General features: G+C 38.2%; 23 protein-coding genes, 2 tRNA genes and 1 riboswitch. Of the genes, 2 read left to right on the top strand and 23 right to left on the bottom strand.

Features of this window, described 5'->3' with window-relative positions; genetic code table 11:
• Together RR45_RS11365 and RR45_RS06255 are read left to right on the top strand one after the other, a co-directional pair.
• A partial coding sequence (locus tag RR45_RS11365; protein WP_218838355.1) for a hypothetical protein occupies positions 1-180 on the top strand: 180 nt, incomplete at its 5' end.
• A 55-nt stretch (positions 181-235) separates the two neighbouring features.
• Entirely contained in the window at positions 236-802 is a 567-nt protein-coding gene (locus RR45_RS06255; RefSeq protein ID WP_031366674.1) for a TetR/AcrR family transcriptional regulator, read from the top strand.
• 62 nt (positions 803-864) lie between these two features.
• Here the strand turns inward: RR45_RS06255 and RR45_RS06260 are convergent, their stop codons facing one another.
• The 23 genes from RR45_RS06260 to RR45_RS06370 all read right to left on the bottom strand — a co-directional run bounded on the left by RR45_RS06260 (position 865) and on the right by RR45_RS06370 (position 25,148).
• Positions 865-1,815, bottom strand: coding sequence for a 3'-5' exoribonuclease YhaM family protein (locus RR45_RS06260; protein ID WP_031366673.1), 951 nt, complete (start codon positions 1,813-1,815; stop codon positions 865-867).
• Entirely contained in the window at positions 1,812-3,977 is a 2,166-nt protein-coding gene (locus RR45_RS06265; RefSeq protein WP_031366672.1) for an AAA family ATPase, read from the bottom strand. Before RR45_RS06265 ends, RR45_RS06260 begins: the two co-directional genes overlap by 4 nt.
• The gene (locus tag RR45_RS06270; RefSeq protein WP_072353471.1) at positions 3,967-5,103 is read right to left on the bottom strand and encodes a metallophosphoesterase family protein; all 1,137 of its coding nucleotides are present in this window, start codon (positions 5,101-5,103) and stop codon (positions 3,967-3,969) included. Before RR45_RS06270 ends, RR45_RS06265 begins: the two co-directional genes overlap by 11 nt.
• A gap of 215 nt (positions 5,104-5,318) precedes the next feature.
• Positions 5,319-5,966: a ribulose-phosphate 3-epimerase gene (gene rpe, locus RR45_RS06275; protein ID WP_031366670.1), complete on the bottom strand. Its 648-nt coding sequence runs from the start codon at positions 5,964-5,966 to the stop codon at positions 5,319-5,321.
• Positions 5,963-6,847: a ribosome small subunit-dependent GTPase A gene (gene rsgA, locus RR45_RS06280; RefSeq protein ID WP_031366669.1), complete on the bottom strand. Its 885-nt coding sequence runs from the start codon at positions 6,845-6,847 to the stop codon at positions 5,963-5,965. Before rsgA ends, rpe begins: the two co-directional genes overlap by 4 nt.
• Before the next feature lie 139 nt (positions 6,848-6,986).
• Positions 6,987-8,072: a 3D domain-containing protein gene (locus RR45_RS06285; protein ID WP_084463399.1), complete on the bottom strand. Its 1,086-nt coding sequence runs from the start codon at positions 8,070-8,072 to the stop codon at positions 6,987-6,989.
• 59 nt (positions 8,073-8,131) lie between these two features.
• Entirely contained in the window at positions 8,132-8,911 is a 780-nt protein-coding gene (locus RR45_RS06290; RefSeq protein ID WP_072353476.1) for a PHP domain-containing protein, read from the bottom strand.
• Positions 8,912-9,121: 210 nt separating this feature from the next.
• The gene (locus RR45_RS06295; protein WP_031366667.1) at positions 9,122-10,231 is read right to left on the bottom strand and encodes a glycosyl hydrolase family 8; all 1,110 of its coding nucleotides are present in this window, start codon (positions 10,229-10,231) and stop codon (positions 9,122-9,124) included.
• A gap of 20 nt (positions 10,232-10,251) precedes the next feature.
• Entirely contained in the window at positions 10,252-11,562 is a 1,311-nt protein-coding gene (locus RR45_RS06300; protein WP_031366666.1) for a glycosyltransferase family 2 protein, read from the bottom strand.
• Positions 11,563-11,714: 152 nt separating this feature from the next.
• On the bottom strand, positions 11,715-12,536 hold the full coding sequence (locus RR45_RS06305; protein ID WP_143465082.1) for a hypothetical protein: 822 nt from the start codon (positions 12,534-12,536) through the stop codon (positions 11,715-11,717).
• A gap of 37 nt (positions 12,537-12,573) precedes the next feature.
• Positions 12,574-13,761, bottom strand: a complete 1,188-nt coding sequence (gene wecB / locus RR45_RS06310) for a non-hydrolyzing UDP-N-acetylglucosamine 2-epimerase (RefSeq protein WP_072353469.1) — start codon at positions 13,759-13,761, stop codon at positions 12,574-12,576.
• Positions 13,762-14,112: 351 nt separating this feature from the next.
• The gene (gene pheT / locus RR45_RS06315; protein ID WP_031366663.1) at positions 14,113-16,485 is read right to left on the bottom strand and encodes a phenylalanine--tRNA ligase subunit beta; all 2,373 of its coding nucleotides are present in this window, start codon (positions 16,483-16,485) and stop codon (positions 14,113-14,115) included.
• Positions 16,486-16,627: 142 nt separating this feature from the next.
• Positions 16,628-17,665: a phenylalanine--tRNA ligase subunit alpha gene (pheS, locus tag RR45_RS06320; RefSeq protein WP_031366662.1), complete on the bottom strand. Its 1,038-nt coding sequence runs from the start codon at positions 17,663-17,665 to the stop codon at positions 16,628-16,630.
• Between the two features lie 534 nt (positions 17,666-18,199).
• Positions 18,200-19,147: a glycosyltransferase gene (locus RR45_RS06325; protein ID WP_031366661.1), complete on the bottom strand. Its 948-nt coding sequence runs from the start codon at positions 19,145-19,147 to the stop codon at positions 18,200-18,202.
• Between the two features lie 129 nt (positions 19,148-19,276).
• Positions 19,277-20,542, bottom strand: coding sequence for a nucleobase:cation symporter-2 family protein (locus tag RR45_RS06330; RefSeq protein ID WP_031366660.1), 1,266 nt, complete (start codon positions 20,540-20,542; stop codon positions 19,277-19,279).
• Between the two features lies 1 nt (position 20,543).
• The gene (locus tag RR45_RS06335) at positions 20,544-21,125 is read right to left on the bottom strand and encodes a xanthine phosphoribosyltransferase (protein ID WP_031366659.1); all 582 of its coding nucleotides are present in this window, start codon (positions 21,123-21,125) and stop codon (positions 20,544-20,546) included.
• Between the two features lie 49 nt (positions 21,126-21,174).
• Positions 21,175-21,270: riboswitch (purine riboswitch) on the bottom strand.
• Between the two features lie 272 nt (positions 21,271-21,542).
• A tRNA-Thr gene (locus RR45_RS06340) sits at positions 21,543-21,615 on the bottom strand.
• A 324-nt stretch (positions 21,616-21,939) separates the two neighbouring features.
• Positions 21,940-22,012: transfer RNA gene (locus RR45_RS06345), tRNA-Thr, on the bottom strand.
• 476 nt (positions 22,013-22,488) lie between these two features.
• Positions 22,489-23,214: a DUF4310 family protein gene (locus tag RR45_RS06350; protein WP_072353468.1), complete on the bottom strand. Its 726-nt coding sequence runs from the start codon at positions 23,212-23,214 to the stop codon at positions 22,489-22,491.
• A 41-nt stretch (positions 23,215-23,255) separates the two neighbouring features.
• Positions 23,256-24,038 carry a DUF4311 domain-containing protein gene (locus RR45_RS06355; protein ID WP_031366657.1) on the bottom strand — a complete coding sequence of 261 codons (783 nt, stop codon included), beginning with the start codon at positions 24,036-24,038 and terminating at the stop codon, positions 23,256-23,258.
• A gap of 43 nt (positions 24,039-24,081) precedes the next feature.
• Positions 24,082-24,435, bottom strand: coding sequence for a DUF4312 family protein (locus tag RR45_RS06360; protein WP_096823171.1), 354 nt, complete (start codon positions 24,433-24,435; stop codon positions 24,082-24,084).
• A gap of 13 nt (positions 24,436-24,448) precedes the next feature.
• Complete coding sequence (locus RR45_RS06365) at positions 24,449-24,805, bottom strand: SFCGS family glycine-rich protein (RefSeq protein ID WP_031366655.1); 357 nt, start codon at positions 24,803-24,805, stop codon at positions 24,449-24,451.
• 16 nt (positions 24,806-24,821) lie between these two features.
• A complete protein-coding gene (locus RR45_RS06370; protein WP_084463397.1) occupies positions 24,822-25,148 on the bottom strand; it encodes a PRD domain-containing protein in 327 nt (108 codons plus the stop codon).
• Between the last annotated feature and the right edge of the window lie 71 nt (positions 25,149-25,219).

Genomic DNA, 25,219 nt, shown 5'->3' on the forward strand with positions numbered 1-25,219 from the left:
TCATTCGTGAACTTCGTCCACTCAAAGTCTTGTTCACTTAACTTAATTCATCTTGGTCTTAATGAACCATCGACGTTTAGCAATCGTTTTAAAAATAGGGCTCCAGATGAGTTTCTGAATGGCTTTAAATCAATTAAACCTGTCATGCTTTATTATACCATGATTACAATTTTCATATAACTTGTAAATTAGACATTTATATTATATAATAAATAACTAAGAAAGGTGAAATAACATGGCTAGAAATAAGACTATCTTTAAAGAAGACATTTTACGAGCAGCTGAACAGTTCATTACAGAAAAAAGTCCAAGTGAACTAACTGCTCGTGGTCTGTCTAAATATATGAACATATCGACGCAACCGCTTTACGCAGAATTTGAAAATATGGCAGCACTTAAACGTGAGCTATTCTCTCAAATTTACTACAGGCTTCAGAATGATGTTTTTAATAAAAAAACACATGAGGACCCGGTCATCAATCTCTGTCTGAATTATATTAATTTTGCTTGTCAAAATCCTAAGCTTTTCAAGACAATTTACTTAGAAAAACATGGGGAAGATAATCATTCCGTCAATGAATTTTCATACAATATCTTTCGGACACTCATCCAGGATGATCCGACTTATTCTAAATTGACAGAAACACAGATTAATTCGCTCCTAACTGGTACATGGGTTATCTCAACTGGCTTTGCTAATCTCATTGCGAGTAGTACAATCCATCCCAGTCAATTTGAAATCATTTCATTCTTAAAGGATGCTATTAATGATGTCCTCCAAATGGAAATTTCTAAATCTTAATCCATTCTAATACTATCAAAAAACCTTCAAATATAATATTTGGAGGTTTTTTGATAGTATTTTTAATTCAATTTAAAATCAGGTTTGTAGAAATTTCGATTATCTAACGGGAAAATACGTGGTGTCATTTCACCTGGAGCGATTTGACTAAGTGCTGTCTGCATCATCATAATGCTTGCATCCATCATATCAATTTGATGAATTACTTCTGCTTCCATGATTTGCGGTCTAACTGGACTACCATATTCTTGAAGACCATGATGAGACAAGAGAACATGACGTAAAATTGTCACATCTTCCTTATCATTATCAATTTCAAGTTCACGTATCGCTTCTGAAACTTCTTCATCAATTAAGACAATATGTCCAATCAAATTTCCTTTTAAAGTATAAGTCGTATTTTCAGCACCCGAGAACTCAATCACTTTAGCCATATCATGCAATAAGATACCAGCCAATATCAAACTTTCATTTAAAACAGGATAGACTTCACACATTTTTTCAGCAAGTTGCGCCATGGTTGCCGTATGGAAACTCAATCCGCCTTCAAAAGCATGGTGGTTAGTTTTAGCGGCTGGATACTCGAAAAACTCTTTGTCATATTTTTTAAAAATATGACGCACAATCCGATTCCAAGTGGCATTCTCAATTTTAAAAATTGTTTTAGAGATATATTCCCTTAATTCCTGTTCATTTACAGGTGATTTAGGCTTAAAATCTTTTGGATTATTAGGCTCTGTATTTTCAGGTAAGCGTAAAAAAATCTTATTGACTTGTGGTGAACCTTGATAAAGCTCTTTAATCGCTCGCATATAGACGACTTTACCCCTAGTAAAGGTTTCAATCATATGATCATCAGCATCCCACAAGTTACCGCCAATCTGTCCTGTTCTATCTTGAAAAATCATCGCCAAGAATGGCTTGCCTGCTCGCGTTTGACGTAAGTCAGCTTGTTTAATTAGATACAAACCTTCAAAAGCATCGCCAACCTGTAAATCTTTTAGCTGCGTCATAGTTTAATCGTTCCTTTCGTTTCAGGTACTAAAGTTTGATCACTCGTTAATAAAATGACTTGCCGTTCTTTGGCAATTTCAGCAAGCATATTTGAAAAGTTACGGCGACGGTTTTGGTCAAATCTTAAGAAATTATCATCCAAGAAAATCGGGAAATCAAGATTTTTAGACTGAATAAAAGCTAATCTCAATGCCAATTGGAGTTGATCTCTTGTACCTGTTGATAAATCAATCAAGCGTAGACTTTGATTTTGCACATTTTTTACCCACAAAATCTCTTTATCTAAATAGATTTCTTGCCAAGCATGATCTGTTAATTGAGCCAACATATCGCTTGCACGATTCAAAATATCAGGAAGTGTTTCTGAAGATAAATCAGCCATAACTTGCTCAGTCAAAGCGATTTCAGTTGTTTTCGTTGCAAAATCGATTAGATAATCACGAAGTTCTTCTTTTTTCCTAGCTAATTTAGCCCCTAATGTTGCTAATGTATTATCTGTTTTTTGCTGATTAATTTCTGCGGTGTTTTTTGAGTGCCTATCAATTAATTGATTTAATTCATCAGCTTTTTGAATCTTTTCTGATGTTTTTTGGTTCAGCAACTGTTGCTCTGCATTTCCATTAAAAGGTTTTGTGAGATCAATGATACCTGATAACTGTTCTTTCAGACGTGTCAAACGTACCAAATCCCGTGATTGTTGCGCCCACTGCTCTAATAATTTCGGTGCTGTATCAATATCTGGTAACTCTGCAAAAATCGCTTCATCTAGCTCTTGTAATCCACTAAGTTTAGCTGTATCTGCTACCTGGTCATAACGGCTTAAAGTCAAATGCAAGGTCTGAGCTTCTTCGTCAAGTTGCGTTAAATCAGCAACTTTTCCAACAACATCTTGACTTTCAGAAGGCAACCAGTCTTTAAAATAAGCCAATTTATCATCAAATTGTGACAAAATAGTTTGGTTCTCATTCAATTTTTCACGATCCTGACGACTCGTTTTAATTTGCCAGATACCTAAGCCGACACTGATAATCAAAAAGACAAATGCAAGGACTAGATTAAACATAAAACTGATGCCCATAAAGACAAGACTGATAATAGCTACAATGAGATAAATTTTTGTAAATTTCAACTCATCAATACGCTGTTCAGCAGCAATCGCTCGAGGGTAATCTGCTTTTAACCGTTTCAATAAATCAAGCGTTTTAGGTTCTTGCAAGAATTGATTTTTAAGCGTCGCCAATTTCTCTAATGCAATGGCATTTTCAGCAATTTTTTGATTTAAAGCACTAATTTCCTGACTATATTTTTCATGTAGGGCATGCTTACGGCGTAAATTTTCAGCTTCATCCGCAGACAAAATATTAGTTAAGTCTTGCTTTTCTAACTCTGCATATTCTTGATATTCCGCTAAAAAACTAAGTCGATGTCTGATTTGATTGATTTCAGCATCTAAATTTTCTTGTGCTGCCCGACGCGCGATAATCTCGTCATGAAGTCGATCATTTTCAGTCATCAACGGTAGTAAAGCCTGTTCTTCAGTCGTTTTTTCTTGAATCTCGACTTGAACTGTTGCAATTTCAGCTAGGACCTGATTGAGCGGTTTTTTAGTTGCCCGCGTTGTCGTAAAAATCTCATCCCTTGCTTTAGATAAGGTCTGAATTTGGTCAAATAACGCTACGGAACCCGTTGTTGCAGACAACCGCCACTCATCATCTAATCGCTCAGCGTTATAATCTCTAACCGTTGAAATTTGCAGATTTTCTTGCGTCACGGAATAAATTTCAGAAAACGTTTTAACTGTAATCGGTCTAATAAAATCACGCCATGACGATTCATCTAATGTGATAACTTGAGTGCCATCATCTATTTCACAGACAAAGCTTGGTCTGCCACTTCGTAAAATTTTCAGACGCTCAATTCGAATTGTTTTTCCAGTATGCGTCAATAAAATCTGACCACCATAAGTTTTAAAATTTAAAGGGTTGAATTCTTGATTTGAAGTTGTCGCATTTTCAAAGCCAAACAACATATACTTGATAAAGGCAAGAATTGTAGATTTTCCCGCCTCATTCTCACCTAAAAAAGTGGTGAAATCTTCTAAATCATAGGTCTGATTGACAAGTTTGCCGAAACCTTCGATTCTGAGTTGCTTAATTTTCATTTAAAGTTCCTCCAAACTCAAAGTGTTGACTGGCAAATAAAGTTAAATTTTCTTGCACCTCCTGTTGAAAATCAGCATCTTCAAATACTGAGCGAATTTCTTGCTTATGTGGCAAAAGGCTGTAAACTTGTTCCAAATCAATAGTAGGTAAAGCCAAATCGGGTACAACAATTTTTGAAATTTCTCCATTTTCAGATGAAAGCGGGATTAATTTCAGTTTTACAATCACATGACCGTTACGTAATTCTTCTAACAGTTCGTCATTGTCTACTGCTTCTTGTAAATTATCAGAAATAACCTCATAATTTTCTAGATTCAAGCTATAAAAAGTAGCCGTATCATTCAAGTTGGATTTGATGAAAGTCAAGGCTTGGACTAAAGTCTGGCAGGCTGACAAATCAATGGTCAGCGTTTCAAAATGAACTTCTGCCAAATCACGGAAATAGATTAAATTACCCGTCGGTGCCATTTCGCCAAGAACGACTAAATTAGTTGTTTCTTTTTTATTTCGACCTTGCGGTGTACCTGGATAAATGACATTATCTGCAACTTGATTAGCCAGATGAATATGTCCTAAAGCCCAATAATTATAGTCTTTAGCGAGCATATCTGTTAAGTTTGCTGGTGCAAAAGACTCCCCTGAAAATTCACCATGAAAAAGACCAATATGATAATCACATGTATCATCTCTTTCAGGATAATCTACAATTTTATTCACTGATAGATGCGGATGTTGATATGAAAAACCTGATACTGCAAGTGTTTCCCCTGTTTTCAAAGCCAATTTTTGTGTTGAAACAGTCTCAGACTTGAAGACTGTCACATTATCAGGGAAATCAATCCAATAAACAGATTCTCTGTAATAATCATGATTTCCGAAAATAATCACTGCTTGAATATCATAGCTTTTTAAACGCATCAATTGCTCAACAAAATAATTTTGAATTTTGATGCTAGGTTGCGATTGGTGAAAATTATCACCTGCAAAAAGCACCACTTCGACTGCTTCAGAAATGGCTAAATCAATAATTTTTTCTAGTATATGATAGGGTTGAAAAGGCGTTTCTTGTACCAAACCTTCAAATTCCCGATCCAAGTGTAAATCTGCTGTATGTATAAATTTCATAACTGACTTTCTATTCACTAGGTAAGTAAGCTAACATCCCCTCTTAACCTCTGTTCATGCTAGCACAAAATCAAAACACATGAGGTTAGTTTCAAACACTGTTTCGTCAATTACCAGCTTGTATGCCTACAAGTTGGTAATTAATTTTTTGAGATCTGTCTAAAACTATATTCTTGTCTTTTGTTTCGATTTTATACTTACAAGAGTATACGTTTTTAAAGCAACTTTGCTCGCAATTTTTCCATATTTTCTTCAATATTGCCATTAAAAATGAAAGACCCTGCCACAAAAACATCTGCACCAGCCTCGCGACAGGCAACAATTGTCTGGTCATCTACACCACCATCAACTTCAATTTCAAAGTCAAGTCCTTGAAAATCACGAATGTCTACTAGTTCTCGTACTTTTTCTAGACACTCAGGCAAAAACTTTTGACCGCCAAAACCTGGATTGACCGTCATCACTAAGACCATATCAACAAGATTCAGCACGTGCTTAATAGCTGAAATATCTGTTCCAGGATTAATAGCAATGGCAGCTCTCATACCAGCAGCCTTGATTTTTTGAAGTGCACCATGACTATGGTGGGTCGCCTCAACATGAATGGTCATACTATCAGCGCCGGCTTGAGCAAAACTATCCACGTATTTTTCAGGTTTCTCAACCATCAAGTGGCAATCCAAAAGACACTTGGTCACTGGACGAATTGCCTTGACAACGTCTGAGCCAAAGGTAATATTTTCCACGAAGTGACCGTCCATAATATCAATATGCAGATAATCAGCGCCAGCCACCTCAAGTCGTTTGGCATCCCGCGCAAAATGTCCAAAATCCGCTGCTAAAATTGAAGGTGCTAGTTTCATTTTTTCACCACTTTCTTATAGGTTTCTCGTTTGCCTTGTATTTCTGCTAGAAATAGCAAGTAATTATCATATCTGGATTGTAAAATATCGCCTGCTGCAACAGCAGGCTTGACCTGACATTTAGGTTCATGCGTATGCGTACACTCCCGGAATTTACAGCCAAAAGACTGACGTAAAATCTCTGGAAAAGCAGCATTTAAATCTGGCTGATTATCAATCTCATAGTCCAAAGACGAAAAGCCTGGCGTATCTGCAATCAAGCCATCATATACCTCAAACAACTCCACATGTCGTGTTGTGTGACGACCACGACCAAGTTTATCAGAAATTTCTTGAGTTGCAAGTAACATCTTAGGTGCTATTTTATTTAACAAGGTTGATTTTCCAACACCTGTTTGTCCCATAAAAACTGTGACCTTGTTAGAAAACTTTGGTAGAATTTTTTCCCAATCATTCATGAAAAACTGGTAGCCAATTTTTTCATAATCTGCCTGCGTCTTTTTAAATGTTTTTAAATCTGGCACCAAATCTAGTTTAGATAAATAAATCAAGGGCTCAATCCCTTTATTGGTCAATAAAACCAAAAAACGATCTAATAAATTCAGTGAAAAATTTGGTTCAACTGCTGAAATTACAACCACTGCTTGGTCAATGTTGGCAATCGGTGGTCTCACTAGCATATTCTCGCGCGCCCTTAAAGCCAGGACATAACCTTCCGAATTTTCCTCAGCAGAAAACTCTGCAAAGTCCCCAACAATTGGTTTAGTCCCTTTTTGACGAAAATTCCCTCTAGCCCTTGTTTGATAGACAAGACCGTCTTTCTCGTCTTTAATATAATAAAAGCCACTCAATGATTTTAATATTCTGCCAAATTTTATCATATCTCAATTATATCACATTCCTTAAAACGACAGTAGCTATAACTATCATCATCCAATATTAAAAACAGCTACTCAATACTGAAACACCATATTAATGCAATCTCTCTCAAAGCAACAAAAAACCGCAAATAGCTTGCGGTTAGCTTAATACTTTAATTGTTACCGTGCGTCGACCCCAATTAATCGCTTCTTTGGTTGTTTTAAAATGTAAATCAACCTTGTACCCTTTGATAGCACCGCCAGTATCACCAGCAATCGCAATACCATAACCAGCTACTTCCACCATTGAGCCCAACGGAATAACACTCGGATCGACAGCCAGACACATGGGATTAACCCAAAGATCAATACCAGTTGCAGTGATATGGCCAGGCGTCATACCATCGGCACCATCTGATGAATAGCCTGTTGTTGATACCGTCAAGCTATTGCCTGACGGCGTATCTGGCATAATGGGCGCAGGACTGCTACCTCCTGTGTTTCTTGTACCAGCGGGTGCACTTGGCTGCTCTGATGATGTTGGTTGACTAGGTTTAGGTTCAGCCACTGCCTTAGCTTTTTCTCGTGCCGTAGCATCTGCTTGACGTTTTTCTTCTGCAGCTTTTGAACTAGATAAATCAGAAATTTGTGCTTGACTCTCTGCAATCTGCGTCCTAAGGCTAGACAATTTAGATTCTAATTGTGTATATTCCTCATCGTAGGCTTTCGCATCTGCTTGTAGTTGAGCTTGCTGGCTTTCCAAATCAGATTTCAATTTGGCTGACACTATTTTTAGCTGGTCTAGTTTTTCAACTTTCTCATTTTGCATTTGACGGTAAGTGTTTAAACTCACCATGCGCGTAATCATATCGGACAGATTATTTGACGACATAATCGTTGTGATAAAGCTAGACGTCACATTTTCTGCCTGTGCCTGACGCATTTGTTCCGCCATAACGGACTCACGCGCCTTTAATTCCTCATCAGTTTGAGTCATCTGATGAGTTAAATCATCAATTTTGCTTTGCCCATTCGCAACAGCTTGCTTACTCGCATATGCCTTTTTATAGACTTCATTGACAGCTGTCAATGAGGTTTCCAACTCTGATTGAATCCCACTAGCCTTATTCTGTGCTGCCTTAATCTCGGCATCGTAATCTGTTTTTTTGTCCTCAGCAAAAACCGTCCCAATAGACGGTACTAAAAGTATCAGACACAGGGTCATTCCTAGTAATCGTTTTCTCATATCTTGTTATTCTACCACAAAAAAGACACCAAAACATTGCATTTTGGCGTCAAATGTTGCTAAATTGTAACAAGGTGGCGGCTACCGCCATGAAACGTGACCAATTGATGAACACCCTGAGCTTTGAGCCAAGTCTTTAGCTCATCGAAAGCCAATTCATAGTGTTCGAGTTTATGGCCATCCGATCCTAATGTAAACAACGTCCCACCAAGTTCTAGTACCATTTTCAGAGCGTAAGTATAGAGAGGTAAATGATGATATAAATGCGTTGACTTAGCGTTAATTTCAAAAGCTAAATCTGCAGCAATCATTTTCTGAAATATTTCGATTAATTTACTTTTATGTTTATCAAGTTCAGCTGGTGTGACATCAAATAAACGAATACCATAGTCAAAATGTGCTAATACGTGCGCTTGGAGTTTATCATTTTGATCGATGGCAACACTTAATTCATCCAGATAGCGACTGAAAATGGTATCAAAGTCCATCTCGACAACAAAATCATCCAAATAATCAAATTCACCATTATGATGAACTGAGAGTAGTTTCAAATCATAAGTTTTATCTGCTAGGTAGGCTAAAATTTCTGCTTCTTTGGGTTGATAATAACCAATTTCAATGCCTTTTAAAATCCGATTCCCATACTTGAGGTTCAATTGATCAATTTCAGCCGAATAGGTCGCATAATCTGGTGCATCTGTCTGACCTGTGACTGGATTTGCGACATCAAAATGTTCTGTTGTCACGACAAAACCAGTAGAATTATCAAGATAGTCTGTAAAATCTGCTTGTGAATCATAGGAATAGTGGGTATGCAAATGTTGGTCGTAATAAGTCATCATAGGTCCTCATTTCATGTTGCGTCATCATCTTTTTGACAACTATCATTTTACTTGTTGTTATAATAACTCTATCATACCATATTTCTGTTGACTTGATTCTGAAATTATCAGCCTAAAAATACTTGAAATAAAAATCTTCAGGATAAGAAAAAGCAGACCCAACAGTAAAGACAGCTAAGTCATGCTTTATTCTACCTACAACACGATTTAATACAGTTTCAGTAAAGCGAGCGTTTTCAAAGTGTCACCATAATAGTCTTTTCCTACGATTGAATAGTCAAAAATCCATCTTTGAGACGCATATAGATTAGAGAAATTTCCATGACCTTTTGCCGCGTAAAGTAGTGGTGCAGAAAAGCTGTTAGATTGATTTTTTACTAAAGGTTTACCTTTTAGCGTATAGCCACCATAGATAACAGGTTGTTTGTCAAAAAAAATGAGCATCTTATCTAATACCGCTTTCACTTGAGGATTGTCAGAATCTGCTAATCTCAAAGGAACTCTAGCAGAATTATAAGCATAATCACCATCATTTTTTCCAGCAACTTCATATGGTTTAACAGGTGCAATGCTATTTTCCCCCACCCAAGCAAAATCTGGCAACAAGCCAGTTGACGTTTCTTGACTCATTTGCGTCAGCGCTTTCGTCGCATTTATCTCTAATTTAGTCCAAAATGGATCATCTGTAAAATCTGCAAAGGCTTTATAGTAAGTTGGCATAATATCAGAAAAACGAATTAACATTTCTGCTTTTGGATCAACCGTTGCCCAATTACCGACAGTCAATAAACCTGTTTTCTCACTATAATTATTGTTTTTGATAGACTCTAAAAGTTTCTGAGCAGCGTCACCATAATGCTCAATTGAATCTGGCCATAATTTCTCTGCTTGAATTAAAGCATAGGCAATGTCTAAATCACCATCTGTGGCATTATTATCGTCAACAGATTCCCAGCCTTTATCGGTCTTCTCTTGTTTCCACTTCATCAACGTATTTTCTTCACTAATCTGGAATGATTTGTAATAATAAAAGAGCCGCATAAATTGCGTTTCTTTTGCATACCCTTTTTGCGCTGCTAGTAGCGTAATCAACATGCCATATCCTTGACTCTCTGAAAGCGCAATTGGCTTTTCTTTAGAACCTGTATTGACATAAGCACCTTTAGTGGATTGACCCACATAATTACGATACCAATCCCAATAGGTATCTTTTTGTAATGCCTCTTTATTTGTTGAAATACTAAATAGTACTAAGCCAATATAAGACACTAAAATAAGCACTAGAAAAAAATATTTTATTAGTCGTTTTTTTGACATATTTAAACTCCTCTTTCGTCTTAAAATCGTTGCGTTTTATACCACTTAGATCCATCACGATGTAGTAATTTATCAAACATGAGAGAGAAAAAGGCATTAGTTGCGACAAGGATAAAAAGTTGTGAATAAGTAAAGTAAGATGCAATTGAATATAGCAAATTTCTTGATGTCGCTTGACCATATTGACTCACTAAGCCGATATTGATCTGCAACAAATAAATAAAGAACATCAAAACCCAATTGACAAGCAAAATAGCTGCAATTTGTCGATTAGAACTAGCAAAGGTAAACGGAATCACGAATTGTCCATTAAATAATCGGATAATCATCGCAAATAAATTAACAATAAACAAAAAATTTGAAATGATAATAGCAAAATTAAACCAAAAGAAAGTACTTGTATAATAAAGTACCTCTAACTTAATGCGCCAGTTACTTTTCCTTTTAAAAACATGATGAATATTATCTAAAATAACTTCGTAATTTCCTTTTGCCCAACGCTTGCGCTGATAGAAATAAGCTTGAATCGTTTCGGGTTCTTGTTGGAAGGCTTCAGAATTTTGTGCCAAAGCAATCAGTTTATTTTGTTGCATAATTTTGAAAGAAATAGCTGTGTCTTCTGTCAATGCTCCATTATCCCAGCCCCCAATTGAACGGACAAAATTTGTTTTGATAATGAAATTTGTACCAGGTATCCGCCCAATTTTAAATAAGTGCCAAAGGCCAATATGATGAATCCTTTGCGTTGTAATAATTTCTAAATTGATACAACGCGTTAGGAAATTTTGACGATAATTTCGCGTCTTATTTCTCCCAAAAACAGCAGCATATCGTTCTTCATCTTCTAGCGCTTTTTTAATTAAAAAGTAAAGGGCATTTTCCTGAGGCATGGCATCAGCATCATAGACACAAATCCACTCACCCGTTGCGACCTCTAAAAGATCATTAAGTACCCCTGCTTTACCACCTGTACCAGTTCGCTTGATAATTTCAATATCAAACCCCTGATACTCAGGCCGACTAATCATGTCTTTAGCGATAGCATAAGTATTATCAGAACAATTATCAGCAACGACACGTATTTCCATAGCTTCTTTAGGATATTCCAAGTGTAACAAGGCATAAACTGTATCCTGAATAACGATTGCCTCATTATGCGCCGGCACAATAATTGTCACTTTGGGGTATCTACTAAGCGGCTCATATTTGGAAGGAGATTCCAAGCGAAAATTTTTAATTAAGGCATGAACAGCACCAAAAAGTACCACAAGTGTGATAAAAATTGAAAACCAGATGGATATTAACGCAAAAATCATAACTGCTTCACTCATAAATCACTCCTCTTTTTATAGTTCTGCCAAACTAACGTATTAATGATAATAGAACATACCAATAGTACCACGACAGCTACTGCAAAAAGAATCGTGATGATATAACTGACATAGATGAATAGGTTTAAAATATCTGTCATTTTTTCTCCATGCTAAATATACTCAACAGCTAAATCAGTCTCAGAACGACGGTTTAAGTATTCCAACACCTGATCCGCTGTATAGGTTGTTTTTCTGCTGATATAACAGTCACTTTTACGAATCGTGATATTCTGAACTTGTTCTGTCTTAAAGACAATTTCACTTAGCTTTAGTTTAGTTAAATCATTTAATTTCTCAAATTTTTCTCTTTCCAGCTCATTGTCATAAATGGCTGATAGGATAATGAAAGTCCCTTTTTTTAAGTAAAAGAATAATTCTTCAGGATTTCTCGTGAAAAGCAGAGTTTCTGCCATATCCCGTACCATCTGATCGGTTGCTTCGGGATTCCGATAAAAATATTGATCATAAAAATCAACATAAAATAAACTCACGACAACTAGTCTTGTTGACGCATCTCTAGATTGTGACAAACTATCAACAAACTGTTGATACTTACTAAAAAAAGAGTCAATTGTCCGATATCCTGTCAAAGGATCTCTAAATTTTAAGTAACTATGAATGTCTTCTTCCCTAAATGAAAGAAGTCTTCTAATATAGAGCGTTCTTTTGATAAAAAAGGCAATAACACTATACATAGGGATCGCGAAAATCAATAAAAGTTTAATTTTTGTGAGCATGATAACGGGATCAAAGTAAAGTAAAAATGCACCTATAGAGACAAGCAGCAAATTAGCAATCAAAAGAATTAAAGACGTACTTAAAAGCCCCAATACTAAACCTAGAAATGTCACTAAAGTCAAAACAATGAATACTTTCTCACTCAATAATTCATAAAAAGCAATTTGCTGCAACAAATAAAGCGCAAGCGTCATACCGACCAAAACCTCTAGCGAAATACGATAGTCCAATTTAGTCAACCAATTTTTTTTCATCTGGATTTCCTTTTCTATTGGGGTTAGTTTTGTCACTAAATTCAGGCAAAATCTCTACTGTGGAATCAAAATACCGTGCGATGATCGAGACAATTCTCTCGCTCGTTTTACCATCACCATATGGATTTTGTGCTGTTGCCATTTTTTCGTAGGCGACCGGATCACTTAATAACCCATCAACTGCACTTACCACGTCCTCCTCAAATGTACCAACGACCTTCAAAGTACCCGCAGCAACACCTTCCGGTCGCTCCGTTGACTCTCTCAACACTAAAACAGGTACACCTAATGACGGTGCCTCCTCTTGAATCCCACCAGAATCCGTCAAAATGAGGTCAGACCTTTTAGCGAGATTATGAAATTCAAAAACATCCAAGGGCTCAATTAAATGTAGACGACTAGAGGGCTTCAGATGTGTAGAGATTAGAGCACGAATTTTTGGATTTTTGTGCATTGGAAAAATAATTTCAATATTTGCATGATTATCCAAAATTTGATTGATGGCCCGAAAAACTTGCATCATATTCTGTCCTAAATTCTCTCGACGATGCATGGTAATTAGAATTTTTTTCGCCTCTGAGTTTTTTAACGCCTCATGACTAAATTCTGGTGTCACTGTGTAAGCCAACGCATCAATCGCAGAATTACCCGTCACATATATTTGTGAAGCATCATAATTTGCTTTTAGTAAATTATCTCGGCTTAAACTTGTCGGTGCAAAATAAAGGTCCGCTAATGCATCTGTCATTTGACGGTTCATTTCTTCAGGAAAGGGTGAATATTTATCATAAGTCCTTAACCCAGCCTCAACATGACCAATAGGTATCTGATGATAAAAAGCCGTAAGTGCTGCCGCAAAAGTCGTTGTCGTGTCCCCATGAACCAATACCATGTCTGGTTTGACTTGATCAAAGACATCATCTAATAAAGCGATTGAACGACTTGTAATTGCAGCTAAGGTTTGATTTGGCGTCATGATATTCAAGTCATAATCTGTTTTGATGGCAAATGTTTCTAACACCTGATCAAGCATTTCTCGATGTTGTGCAGTCACAACCACACAAGACTCAAATCGCACATCCTTCTCAATTTCTTTTATAATGGGTGCCATTTTTATTGCCTCTGGTCGTGTCCCAAATATTGTCATTATTTTTTTCTTTTCCATGTTCCTCCAATATCAAAATCTATCTAAGTTCACTCCGCGATAGCCGTGTTATAAATTAAATAGTATAGTTTATTTTAATTTATTCGTTAGTAACTGTCAAGAAATTTATTTAAATTATTTCACAATTTTATCTTTAACATAGGTTTCAAAATTTATATTCTTATCTTAAACGACATCCTGTCAAGAAATATCACAGATAGAAACGTAAACCACTAACTAATCCAGTGATATGGTATTAAAACGAAAAACCGCAAGGTAATGTCGAATTAAAAACGACGTTACCTTGCGGTTTATGATATATTTTAACGAATTCTCTCAAACCTTTGTTTAACTTTTCAGCGTAGGAAATGATTATCTAATCTCAGCACCAAATTCAACCAATTTCTTCGTGATTTTAGTTACAGCTGCTGTGATTTCATCATCTGTCAATTGATTTTCAGCAGACTGGAAGGTCAACGTATAGGCCAATGATTTTTTATCTGCTGCAACATTGTCACCAGTATAGACATCGAAAAGTTCTGCTTTAATCAAAGTTTTTACCTTGCTTGACGTAATCACATCAAGAATTTCTTGGTTAGTCACTGTCCGGTCAACCAAAAGTGCAACATCCCGTTTAGAGGCTTGGAATTTTGGAATATCCGTAAAAATGATTTGAGCTGGTTGTTGTGCCAATAAAGCTGTCAAATCAAGATTCGCCACATAAGCTTCTGAAATGTCGTAGGCTTTGGCAATCGTTGGATGAACTTGACCAATGAAACCGACTTCAACATCATCAACTAAGACACGTGCTGTGCGACCTGGGTGGAGTTCAGCAATTGTATTATCTGCTTCAAAGCGGACATTGTCAAACTTAACAAGTAGGTTTTCGACCACACCTTTGGCAGCATAGAAATCATAACTTTTACCAGTCATGGCAAGCGCGACTTGTGGTAATTCTGTTGGACGGTTGTCTGTTTCGTTACCAAATTTAGCAAAGACCTGACCAATTTCGTAGACTGCAAGCGTATCATTACCACGCGCCAAGTTATAGCGCACGATATCAAGCATGCCACTGATAAGATTCAAGCGAAGTGTGCTACGTTCTTCACTCATTGGCATGGCAAGCGCTGTCAAGTTGTCTTTTGGTAATTTCGTGAACTGCACTGCTTTTTCAGCTGTCGTCAATGAATAAGAGATAACTTCTGATAAACCAGCACCTTCAAGATTAGTGCGAACATCACGACGGAAGGCTTGCATAGGTGTCAATTCACCAATCGTATTCCCAGCTTGTGGCAAGGTATTCGGGATATTGTCGTACCCATAGATTCGAGCGACTTCTTCGACAAGGTCAGCTTCGATTGTAATATCCCAACGACGTGGTGGTACAGTTACATCAAACTTTTCACCAGCGACACTTGTTGTAAAGCCAAGTTTATCAAAAATCGCTACAACATCTGTCGAGTTGAGGGTCAAACCAAGCGATCGGTTGATTTTATCAAGTGTGATAGATACCGTCACATCTTGCGCAACGAAATCATTGCTTGAAACTATGCCTGATGTGATGGTACCACCAGCAAGTTCAACAATCATAGCTGCTGCATAATCTAGCGCCAACTCAACGTCAGCATGGTTAATGTCTTTTTCGAAACGCGCACTTGATTCAGAACGCAAATTGAATTTTTGAGAGGTTTTACGGATACTTGTGCCGTCAAAAATCGCTGATTCAAGGGCAACACTGGTCGAACTATCAGTGATTTCAGTGTTTTCCCCTCCCATGACACCCGCAAGTGCCACTGGCTGACCACCAACTGTGATGACAATGTCTTCTGCTGTTAAATCGCGCACCACGCCATCCAATGTTGTGAGTTTTTCACCATTTTCAGCTTGACGGACGAGGATTTTTTTCTCGTCAAATTTCGCATAATCAAAGGCGTGAAGAGGTTGTCCGAAGTAGAGTAGGACGAAGTTGGTGACATCCACAACATTGTTGATTGGGCGTATACCTTCATTCATGAGGCGGTTTTGTAGCCACTGAGGACTTGGGGCAACGGTGATGCCCTCAATAATACGCATTTTATAAGTCAAGACTTTGTCTGTTGTGACCTCAACTGCAATTTTTTCTGCTGTGTTAGTGTCAGATTCTGTGACAACCTTTTCGTCAAATTTGACTTGTTTATTGTCATAGATTGCTGCGACTTCATGAGCCACACCACGCATAGAAAGTGCATCTGCACGGTTGGGTGTGATGGAAAGTTCCAACACTTCATCATTCATTTCTAGGTAATCAAAAATTTCTGCACCATTTTCGGCATCAGTTGGTAGATAGTAAATCCCTTCAGCATATGCTTTAGGCACGATGCTTTCTGGAAAACCAATTTCTTGTAGGCTACAAATCATACCTAGACTTTCAACGCCACGGATTTTACCTTTTTTGATTTTGTAATTGCCTGCAATTCGTGCACCCGGCAAGGCAACGATAACTTTGATACCGGCTTTAATATTTGGCGCACCGCAGACGATTTGTGTCGGTTCAGCTTCACCAACATTGACTTGACAGATATTCAAGTGTGTCTCTGGAATTGCTTGTGTGCTCAAAACTTCACCAACGACCAGCTTAGAAAGGCCCTCAGCACGAGTTTCAACACCCTCAACTTCTATCCCACTAGTTGACATTTTTTCTGATAGGTCATGAGATGTTACGTCAATGTTGACGAGCTCTTTTAACCAATTATATGATACTTGCATTTTTTAGACTTTCTCCTTATTTGAACTTCAAGCTAACTTCCTAGGAAAAAAGAGATCTTACGGACCTGCGTAAGCGCAGAACCCTTAAATCCTATTTTTCTACGAAAGCTTATGACCATGTCGCACAGCTTTCTGTATCATGTTATTTAAACTGCTCACTCATACGTGTATCACCCAGATAAAAACCACGAATATCGTTAATCCCGTATCTTAGCATGGCAATCCGTTCTTGACCTAAGCCAAAGGCAAAACCTGAGTACTTGGTGCTGTCAATACCAGCCATTTCAAGGACATTCGGATGTACCATGCCTGCACCAAGCACTTCAATCCAACCGGTCATTTTGCAAACGTTACAGCCTTTACCGCCACATTTGAAACATGAGATATCTGCCTCAACAGACGGTTCTGTAAACGGGAAATAGCTTGGACGCAGACGAATTTTACGTTCTGCACCAAACATTTTCTTAACCAACGTATCCAATGTCCCTTTAAGGTCACTCATGGCGATATTGTTGTCAACGACAAGCCCCTCGATTTGGTGGAATTGATGACTGTGGGTCGCATCATCCGTATCACGACGGTAAACACGTCCTGGTGAAATCATTTTAAGTGGCCCTTTGGTAAAGTCGTGCGCATCCATTGTCCGCGCTTGAACTGGACTTGTGTGCGTCCGTAACAAGATGTCAGAAGTGATATAAAAAGTATCTTGCATATCACGCGCTGGATGGTCTTTAGGCAAGTTCATACGCTCAAAGTTATAGTAATCCGTCTCAACTTCATAGCCATCAACGATTTGGTAACCCATGCCAAGGAAAATATCTTCGATTTCTTCCGTTGTTTGTGTCAAAATATGACGATTACCTTTGGCTACTTTTTTACCCGGCAACGTCACATCAAGCGTTTCATTTTCAAGCTTTTTGGCAATGATAGCGGCTTCAATCTCAGACTTTTTACATTCTAAAAGACCGGTAATTTCATCTCTGAATTCATTAGCCAAGGCACCTAATTTAGGGCGTTCTTCATTTGATAAGTCCTTCATTCCTTTGAGAATATCCGTCAACTCACCTTTTTTCCCGAGAACTGAAATGCGGAAGTCATTCAAAGTTTTTTCATCAGCGATTTTGGGCAATGTTTCAAGTGCACGCGTACGCAAATCAGCGATTTTTTCTTGTAAAGTCAATTTTTTTATCTTCTTTCTATAGTTGGCATTTACTTTTGGTAATTAAGTAATGACAAGAAAAAATACCGCCGTCATCACTCCAATGTCAAGGAGCGAAAACCGCGGTACCATCCTAATTCCTAGATTATCTCTAGCTTAATTTCATTATTTAATTATAAATTGAAGTGAATTTCGACTCCTAGCTCCTAGGAAAATGGATGATTTTTCCGAACGGAGCTACGCTCACTTACGGCAAATCTCTAATTTTCTACAGAGTTAGGTGTCTCACACCTAAGCGGCAAAACCGCCAAGGCATATAGTACATAGCTACTTATCTAAGCACTAAAGCGCCAAGATAGTTGAAAGCACTACTTTCAAGCCATGAATGTAGGCAACCCAGTTGCCTACAGATAACTCGCCTCAACATCCCATTGAAGTGAACTTCACAAACCTGCCGCTAAATGGTTTTCAGTCATGACCATTTTCCCTGTCAACTTATCAGCTTGCTACTCTTTTCAATACATAATCAAATCATACTAAATTTCAGCAAATCTGTCAAATTTCTGCTAGATAATCTACCTCTCTAAGCTTTAAAATACGAATGCTTTCCAAACAAGCACGCTTGACAAAATAACCAGACCGGACAGCCTCAGACCACGCCCCAACAGCCGTCAATTTTTCCTGATAGTCCATTATCGTCATATCAGCCAACACCGCATCAATAGCGTTTAAATCATCTAGGACAATACCCAAATTATGAAGGCGTACAAGTTCCGCTTGCGCCATGTTCGCCCTAATGACGACAGGCAGTCCCATTGACAAATACTTAGAAAGCTCAAGTGAATTCGTATGAGCCTCATATTGTGACCTAGCAGCCGGCACGACACCAAAGCCACCATCTGCCATTGCAATAAATGGTGGCTGCCCATGATAAGACATCTCTTCTTCAGTGCCATTAGAGTCTATAAATACCAGGTCTTTAAAGTCTGTTTTAGCTTTGAGCAACCCCTGGCATTTAAAATCTATCAGTCCTATTGCAAGCATTGGTAAAGCTATGTTGCCACTATCTCGTAGCTGTACAGCAAGTTTGGGATTCCCCACAAGCAATAAATCAAAATCACGTAATTTTGTCATCTCAGGATGCGTCCCATCGGACAAATCATCAGTCATCAGCCAAGGCATAACTTCCCAAAGTAAAGCAGCAATTTTGACCCTTGGGATCAACCGAATTTTCTCGATAAAGATTTTTTCAAATCTAGCATCAGCCTGCCACATTGGCCACTGAACAATTAATAAATCATCAGGTTGCACACCAGATAAAAGCGTTGTAACCCGGGTCTCGACATCCTCATCCGCAGCATCCCGCAACTGATAAGGCGCATAGTTTATCACACTGAAGCCAACAGCCTCAGCGCTCTCAGCAGCTTGTCCATTTAAGATAAAATGTACATCAGTTGCATGCTGCACATCTGAGCCATTTATTTTTGTAATCCAATTGGTCATGTTTACTCCTTTGAACTGCTTAATATATCGCCATTTTATCACGTTTGAGACCAAAAAGAAAAAATATCCACATATTACGAATATCTTTCTTGAATGATATATACTCGTTTAACTAAAAAAGTATAATAGTTAGTTATCTTGTTTACGATTAAAAATCATGTTCAAGATAATCGCAACGAGCGTTGCCATGACAATGCCGTTATTTAAAAACATTTCAACTGTATTTGGCAAAGCCTGAAAGAGCGTTGTCCCATTAAAACCGACACCTGCTGCGACTGCCATTGCAGCAATAAGCAAATTATGTTCATTTTCAAAATTAACACGACCCAACATCCGAATCCCTTGAATCGTTACCATCCCAAACATGACGAGCATGGCACCGCCCAAAACAGGAGCTGGGATAATCTGTGCACAGGCACCAAATTTAGGCAGTAGACCTAAAATCACGAGGAAACCTGCCGTGTAGAAAATCGGACGGCGCGTTTTGATTCCTGATAACTGAACCAAACCGACATTTTGCGAAAATCCTGTATAAGGGAAGGTGTTGAAAATCCCACCTAATGCGACTGCCAAGCCTTCTGCTCGGTAACCATTTCTCAATCGTGTTTCAGAGATTTCGTCCCCAGTAATATCTGAAAGCGCTAGGTAAACGCCAGTAGACTCAACCATGGACACCAAAGAAATGATGGTCATCATCAAGATCGATGAGAAATCAAAAATCGGTTTTCCGAAGAAAAATGGTGTCGGAATATGAATCAGCGGTGCTTGTGCAATTGGTGAGAAGTCAACGATACCCATGAAGCCAGCTACGACAGTACCGATGATGAGGCCGATAAGGATGGCAATAGAGCGGACAAACCCTGTTGTAACGGCGTGAATGAGCAAAATGACAAGAATCGTCACGACCGCTAAAATCACACTCGAAAGTTCTGGTTTAGCGATGTTATTCCCCATGTTGCCGATGGCGACTGGAATAAGCGTTAGACCAATCGTTGTAATGACGCTACCTGTTACAAGCGGTGGAAAGAACTTGCGAATTTTCGAGAAAAAACCTGAGATTAAAATGACAATCAAGCCTGAAACAATGATTGAGCCAAAGATGGCACCTGAACCGAGTTTAGCCCCAATAATAGATAGGGGGGCAACGGATTGAAAGGCAACACCTAGAACAACTGGCAAGCCAATACCGAAGTATTTATTAACTTGTAATTGTAGGAATGTCGCAACGCCACACATGAAAATATCTGTCGAGATCAGATAAGTTAGCTCTTTCGTTGAGTAGCCGAGTGCACCTGCAATCATGATTGGCACTAAGATAGAGCCAGAATACATGGCTAGCAAGTGTTGTAGACCAAGGACTGCTGATTTGGAATGTTTGATTTCTTTAATTTGCATCTTATAAATCCGCCTCCGCAAAGACGACTTGTCCTTGTTCAAATCCTGCGATTCTAGCTAGGCTAACAACAGGGATGCCTGTTTCTTCGACCAAAGTTCGTCCCGTCTGAAATGATTTTTCAATCACAATGCCGACACCAGCGATTTGCGCACCGGCTTCTTTTAAAATAGTTATCAAGCCAAGTGCCGCTTGCCCATTTGCCAAGAAATCATCAATAATCAAAACTTTATCATTTTCTGACAAGAATTTACGTGAAATCTGAACGGTAGACGTGATTTTTTTAGTAAATGAGTAGACTTCAGCAGTTAGCAATTCGTCATTCATCGTCACGTTTTTCGCTTTTTTAGCGAAAATCATCGGGATATTAAGTTCTTCGGCAACATAAGCTGCAGGCACATTCCCACTGGCTTCAATTGTCACAACTTTTGTAATCCCACTATCCGAAAATTTTTGCGCAAAGGCTTGTCCAATTTGACGCATCAATTTAGGGTCAACTTGGTGTGTTAAAAAACTATCGACTTTAAGGATATCATCCCCTAAAACTGTACCGTCGTGTTTAATTCTTGAAATTAATGCTTCCATGTTCAACTTTCTATCAATTAAAAAAGGCCTTGCGTAAGAAAGTTCGCAAAGAGCCTGACCCCTTGCTTATTGTTTGGCATTTCGGTGCCAAGTAGAGACGCTCGACCAATTACGAGCATAAATAAGCTGTTATTATAAAATCATATATGATGTATCATATCGGTCACAGTCAGGTAACCGATTACAAAAAAATTATCAATGAACTTAATAATCTTATAATATCTATTTTATCATATTTTCTAAAACAAAAAAAGTGAAATAGATTAATTTTTCTCTGGATGCGAAGAAAACATCGGATAACTTAAGTCCCATCAAATGATTTTTATAAAGCACACCCAAAACGCAGCGTGGTTATGCAAGAATATCAAAAATAAAAAAAGCCTATAAACAGCTTTATACTAGTCTCCAAGACCTTTATGCCAGAAATCGGAATCGAACCGACGACCTTCACCTTACCATGGTGCTGCTCTACCGACTGAGCTATTCCGGCGTATTTGTAATTTAAAATAGTTAGAATTATTGTCCTATCTGTTTTTTTGTAGAAAGAGCAGCGTGAGGTGGGAATGCTTCGAATTCCCTTATCCAAAGATTCGGCGCAGTGCCCCGAACTCTACCGACTGAGCTATTCCGGCGTATTTGTAATTTAAAATAGTTAGAATTATTGTCCTATCTGTTTTTTGTAGAAAGAGCAGCGTGAGGTAGGAATGCTTCGAATTCCCTTATCCAAAGATTCAACGCAGTGCCCCGAACTCTACCGACTGAGCGATTCCGGCGTGTTTGTAATTTTTTAATTAAAAATATCACCTTACACTAGTGCTGGAAACAGGAATTGAACCTGCGACCTACGCGTTACGAGTGCGTTGCTCTACCGACTGAGCTATTCCAGCGTGATTAAATTTGATTTTATATAAGAAATTTTAGAGACGTTGCTTTTCTTGAAAGAGCAACAAGCGGTGGAAATTCTGAGAATTTCTTTATCCGCAGATTCAAAGCAGTGCTTTGAACTCTACCGACTGAGCTATTCCAGCGTGATTAAATTTGATTTTATATAAGAAATTTTAGAGACGTTGCTTTTCTTGAAAGAGCAACAAGCGGTGGAAATTCTGAGAATTTCTTTATCCGCAGATTCAAAGCAGTGCTTTGAACTCTACCGACTGAGCTATTCCAGCGTCATTAAATTTGATTTTATATAAGAAATTTTAGAGACGTTGCCTTTCTTGAAAGAGCAACAAGAAACATAAAATCATTTTTTATTAGCGCTTTCAAACCCCACCTTTCTATTTTACCCAAAAATCAACTATTTGACAAGAATTTTAACAAAAAAAAATAAAGATAGCATTTTTACCTATCTTTATATTTTTACTCAAGCAACCAGTAATAATTCAATCGCACGCGTAGCATTTTCATGAATAACTGGAAAGAACGCTCCTAATACCATGGCCCCTAAGATAGCACCACCAGCGATTGGTTTCTCCCATTTATAAAAAATTAACGCACCGATTATTGCACCAATCCCGACTGGAATAGAGGCAATTGTTGCCGATAAAATGATGAGTGGTCCTAAAAATCTACCTGCTGAATTTCCAGCCCCCATCATAATATCTGCACCAAATGTACAGTTGGCTGAGTTTACGGTAAATTTCCTAATCGCAATGATGATTGCACCAATAAGTAGACCAATTCCTCCTCCAGTTAGTAAAGCTAACGGAAAATTCTTAATCGGTGCATCAATCCCCATACTCATCAATAGCGCTGGAATCCCAATCCCAACACCTGTCAATAGCGAACCACCTAAGTCTAATATGCCGACTAGAGAGCCTTCCAATATACGTGCAAACAAGAAACTTGCGCCAAAAGCAGCTGCCGCGCCATAACCCTCACCGTCCATACCAGCTTTTAACATGGCAACGACTGATACTTCATTAAAAGCACCAACACCATAAGTCACATACATATGTGTCCCTGCAAAAGCTGCTGCTCCCATCAGGGCTACTATAATCGGAAAAGCCCAATCTGCATACCAAAAACTCGTTGTTTTTTGGGCTTCTATTTCACGCTGTTCAATTTCCCACTGTTCTTTTGATTCCATTTTTTACCTCCATTTTTATATTACGGATAACTTCTAATTGTCTATTGTTTCACTGTAAATAGATTGTGAAAATTTTGTAACCAGTTAGGAACACCAAGTTTAAACTGCTCAATCAGATTTAAATCGAAACCACGGAAGAAAGCACTCAAAACAAAGAGGACAATGACTGTAACGAATAAAATTTTAGTTAATTTACTCCATCCTAACTCGTCAATACCTTTACCAACAAGAATCCCTAATACAACACCTGGTACAGCATTACCCATGATTAACTGTGCAAGTCCACCAAATAAAGTTCCCCAGAAACCTGTTCTTTTTCCTGCATCTAGAGCAGCCAACCAAAAGACAATCGGCATCACAGTACTAATCAGCAAAGTTGCGGCTGGCACCAAAACATCCACCGCTGTGACTTGTAGACTTGATGGAATGGCTGATGATGTCGCATTTAGGAAAGTCACAATCACCGCACCAATAACAGCACCAACAATCGCCATCCTTTTAGGATTATGCACTGTTTCTGAAATATTTTTATTTCTTGAAAGCAAAGCTGCCGCTGCCCAGTTGGGCAAAATACGGTGAGTCACATCCTGCGTATAAGCCCCCGCACCAACTGCTGATGCCCAGGCATTAAAGAAGAACCCTAAACCGAATGAAAAGTGAGAGGCAGCATCACCTTCACAAGCATTCATTTCACCCAATGTTCTAAAAGCACCTAGGGCTTGAACCGTAGGTGAATGAAACATTCTTGCTGCACCCAATGCTGCCGCAAACCCCATTAATCCACCGATAATAACGGATTTAAATATTACAATTATAATCTCCAACGTCTTTCCTCCTTATGTTCGAACATTATACTAAGGTTTAGTATCACGTTCTTTTATAGTCAGCTTTTTTGATATCTTTTTGATGTTTCGTCGTGACTTTTTGATTTTCAACAAACCTGACATCTGACATTGCAATAACAGTCATTGATACATGAACCAACAACGTTACAGTATACTTTGTTTTCTTTCTTGGTAAAAAGAACAAACAAAATTTTTCTATGTAAGATTCTGCTGTTGCTGAAAGGACATCAATGCCCGTCGGAGTAATCTGTAAAAAGACATCGTCACTCCCAGCCATTATTTTTCTTTGAACTTGTGAAATAGCATCTGAAAAAGCACTTTGTTTCGTCGCCCCTTTTCCGGATACAGTCACACTTTCCTCTCTTATCCTTGTCATTGTTGCCAAATGTCTACGCTCCGAATTTCTTAATATAGGCATCTGCCAATGCTTGACCCAGCTCTTCTGTATCCATAAATCCAAAGCCTAGTGCTTTAATACCATCATTAATCGCTGTCACACCCTCACCAACTGAGCGCATACTATGTCTTTCTGGGTAGCCATATTTTGTTTTAGCAGTAATTGACCCTGCGCCACCACTCCCACAAAATGAAATACCGAAATCTGCATCCTCTGATTTCATGACATCGCCTAGACGCATATCTGCTCCCATTCCCGGCACTACAACGGCCACACCACCTGCTGCCTCAACACCTTTTGCAACATTTTGACCTTTACCTAATCTGTCTGCAATCACTACTTTTACCATTTTATATCTCCTTTTTTTAATTTAATTTTGCTGATTCAAAATGAATCGATAATAAATATTTTTCATCTGGTGATAGATGACCAATTCCTGAAACAATTTTCTCTGCTAATTGCAGCGATGTCGGAGAAACCTCCGAAAATAATTGCGTGTCTACTTCTGGTATTGTTCCCCCAGTTTTAGACCGCTCGACCATCTCGTTAACATGATTGAGCAAAATCCGCCATTGCAACTCGCTAGGCGCAATGCCCATGCCTTTAAGCACAATATTTATTTTTTGAATGACCTCTTGAACTTCTTGCGAAATCTCTAATTCACGGTATAATGCGACTAATATGTCGTTCATATCCACTCCTCCTTTCAATGGTATTTATAAAACACTCATAGCCTTTTTTTACTTTCATCAATAGACCAAAA

Source organism: Pseudolactococcus chungangensis CAU 28 = DSM 22330 (genome assembly GCF_002441885.1).
GTDB lineage: Bacteria > Bacillota > Bacilli > Lactobacillales > Streptococcaceae > Pseudolactococcus > Pseudolactococcus chungangensis.